General features: G+C 34.8%; 3 protein-coding genes. All 3 read right to left on the minus strand.

The window, feature by feature from the left end:
* A partial coding sequence (locus ACKVOD_RS09065) for a PfkB family carbohydrate kinase (RefSeq protein WP_409209148.1) occupies positions 1 to 863 on the minus strand: 863 nt, incomplete at its 3' end.
* Positions 864 to 918: 55 nt separating this feature from the next.
* Positions 919 to 1926: a PfkB family carbohydrate kinase gene (locus ACKVOD_RS09070; protein WP_409209149.1), complete on the minus strand. Its 1008-nt coding sequence runs from the start codon at positions 1924 to 1926 to the stop codon at positions 919 to 921.
* A 719-nt stretch (positions 1927 to 2645) separates the two neighbouring features.
* Positions 2646 to 2852: a hypothetical protein gene (locus ACKVOD_RS09075; RefSeq protein ID WP_409209150.1), complete on the minus strand. Its 207-nt coding sequence runs from the start codon at positions 2850 to 2852 to the stop codon at positions 2646 to 2648.
* Positions 2853 to 3304: the final 452 nt, after the last annotated feature.

Consider the following 3304-nt stretch of genomic DNA (forward strand, 5'->3'; position numbering starts at 1 on the left):
GAATCACCACCACCAACTCTATCCACGATATCTGTAATTTGGTATTGACGGGTTTGTAACATTTCTTTTCCATCGTATAAAACCCCTGCCCAAGTATTATGAGACGCAGAAATTGAACCTCTTAAAGTAGTAATTACTTTTTTAGCTCTTGGGAATTTTTCCATCATTTGTTGGCAAACTGACAAGAAAGCTTCTGCTTTTACATCATGTCCGTGCGTTTGAACTGCTGCGCCTGATGGTTTGATACCAAAGTGCATTTCGGCATCTTCTTCGTTTCCTAAAATCACATCACAGTACGAAGTTAATTCGGTCATGATTGCCTCACGATCACCACCATATTTCCATAATTTAGCACGGTAATTCAAATCGGTTGAAATTGTAACTCCTAATTTGCTAGCTACTTTTACCGCTTCTAAACAAGCATCGGCAGAACTTTGAGAGATTGCTGGTGTAATTCCAGTCCAGTGAAACCATTCTACTCCTTGAAAAACTTCTTCCCAATTCACCATTCCCGGTTGAATATCCGACATAGAAGAATGCGATCTATCGTAAACTACTTTGCTTCCTCTTGATACGGCTCCGGTTTCTAAAAAGTAAATTCCTAAACGGTCTCCACCCCAAACAATTTTGTCAACACCAACGCCTCTTTTACGCATTTCCATCATGGCGCATTCTCCAATATCATTTTTTGGTAAACGCGTTACAAAATCAACGGGAATTCCATAATTTGCTAATGAAACCGCTACATTCGATTCTCCTCCTCCATAAACAACATCGAAATTGTCGGCTTGTGAAAATCTTAAAAATCCTTGTGGTGCTAATCTTAACATTATCTCACCAAATGTTACTACTTTTTTTGACATGGTCTTAACTATTTATTTGTTTTTAATTATAGGTGTGTTTTATTTAACTTACTTATTATCTTGAAACTCTTCCTCCGCCAGACCCACTCATAAGAGCAGTTATTTCGTTTACGGTGGCTAGATTAATATCTCCCGAAATGGAATGTTTTAAACAAGCGGCTGCAACTGCAAACTCTAATGCGGCTTGATTATCTTCTGGCCAGCTAATCAATCCGTAAATAATTCCGGCCATAAAAGCATCTCCTGCTCCTATTCGATCTATAATGTGTGAAACATTGTATTTTTGAGAATGCAATAATTCCGTTCCGTTCCAAAAAGAAGCGCTTATCCCATTCGATGAGGCATTGGCGGCTATCCTTTGTGTGGTTACAATATTCTTTAACTTCGGAAATGTCTTCATCCACTTGGCGAAAATCATTTCTTGACTATCATTTTCATTTATTTTAATCCCCAAAACTTTCTCCGTTTCATCCGCGCCTCCCAATAATAAATCGCAATGTTTAACAAGATTTGGCATGACTTCGTTGGCTTCTTTTCCGTATTTCCAAAGGGTCGGTCTGTAATTTAAATCGGACGAAATCGTTAATCCCATTTTGGAAGCAACTTCTAAGGCTTCTTCACATAATTCTGCCAAATCCAAAGATAATGAGGGCGTAATTCCTGACCAATGAAACCAATCGGCATCTTGGAAAATTGTCTCCCAATCTATCATTCCTTTTTTCAATAAAGAAAAAGAAGAATCTTCTCTGTCATAAACTACTTTTCCGGGTCTTTCGGATGCCCCTTGTTCAAAATAATAAATCCCAAGTCTTTTGCCTTGCACTTTTACCACAGGATCAACACCAAAAGAACGCAACATACTCAATGAAGATTCGCCCAATTCATTCGGAGGAACTGCGGTTATGAATTTAACCGGTAATCCAAATTTAGAAAGCGAGGCAGCTACATTGGCTTCTGCACATCCGTAATACAAATCAAAAGAAGTCGCTTGTGTCAATCGTAAATGACTTGGAGGCGACAACCTGAGTAGTATTTCTCCAAATGTAACGACTTTTTTTGACATGATACTATATTTTCGTGTCCGCACACGGACATTGCAAATATAAATATAAAAACTACTTGTACAACAAAAAAGAAATTAATAAAAAAAACGGCTCAAAATCAATAGAAAAAAAAGGTTACAGCGGCTTCAATACCCAATTATGTTAAATCAATCTATTTTTATTTCTTGAATTGATTTGGTATAGATTAGCATTGAAATTCGGAAGTTCTAAAAGACTTAACAGGCCAACTGGTTCCAATGGCGTTTAATGTAAGTTGATTTGTTTAATCTGTTTGCAAAAGGCTATTTAGCCTATAATTTACATTACAATCAAATCGATTTCTGTCTCTAGATTCTTGAAATGTTTGAGCTCATTGTAGTTGAGTAGGTACAAATCTATTTTTATTTGTTTGGTTGCGATATTGTAATCTAATAATGCCATTCTCAATTCGCATATTGTGATTTCGAAGGCTTTTCAACCCTTTACTTATTCCTTTTTTATCCTCTTCTGGACCACCAACCATAAACTAATCAACGTGAATTGTTCCTGTTAATTGTTGGTTTAAACTACTTTCCATTCCTTGTTGCACCTTTGATTTGAATGACCAGCAAGTCTTTTGACGAAGTTCAAATTCAGAATTTAACCCTAAGATGACGTACATTTCTTCTTAGTGCTTATTTTAAAGCAATATGGAATGCAATTAAAAGAAAAAATTTAATCTTTTCGAACATTGTCCCTGTTATAGAGCTTTCATCGTAACTACATTTTGCACACCTCCTATTTTGATGGTTTTTTCCATTACCGAATTTGTCATTACCACAGCGTTTAAATTATAACCGCTTGCCCATTTTATTTCTGAAAGATAAATCAAACAATCATTTTCATCTTTAAATCTATTATGGAATTTTATCGAATTCAGTCCTCTAAAAATATTTCTATCCGACATATGGTGAAGAAAATTAATTGCGACCTAAACCCTATAACTTTATTTCAATTTACCATTAAAAGCGATAGGGAAAAATATTTCAGTTATATAAGTAATTCATTCAGCAAAATGTTTCCTCTTGAATTACCATTATACGACATCAACTGAGATAAATCTATAAAGTTTTACCCCGATGATTTTGTATCATTAAACAATAAATTAAATCAAATTGATACAAAAACCGATGAATTTAATTTTATCGGTAGATTTATACTTAACAAAGAAATTTTATGGTTCGAAATTAATTCTAAAGTTAATAAAAGACGTAAAAATGTTTTCATAAAACAAAAAGGCTGCCCTTTCGGACAGCCTTTCTTACTAAAAAACAATTAACTATGAAATCTTTATTTCTTAATCACTTTAAGTGTTTTAGTATTTGCTCCTTGCTTCACAATAACATTGTAAGCACCGGC

Origin of the sequence: Flavobacterium sp., from assembly GCF_046155325.1 — a bacterium.
Taxonomy (GTDB): domain Bacteria; phylum Bacteroidota; class Bacteroidia; order Flavobacteriales; family Flavobacteriaceae; genus Flavobacterium.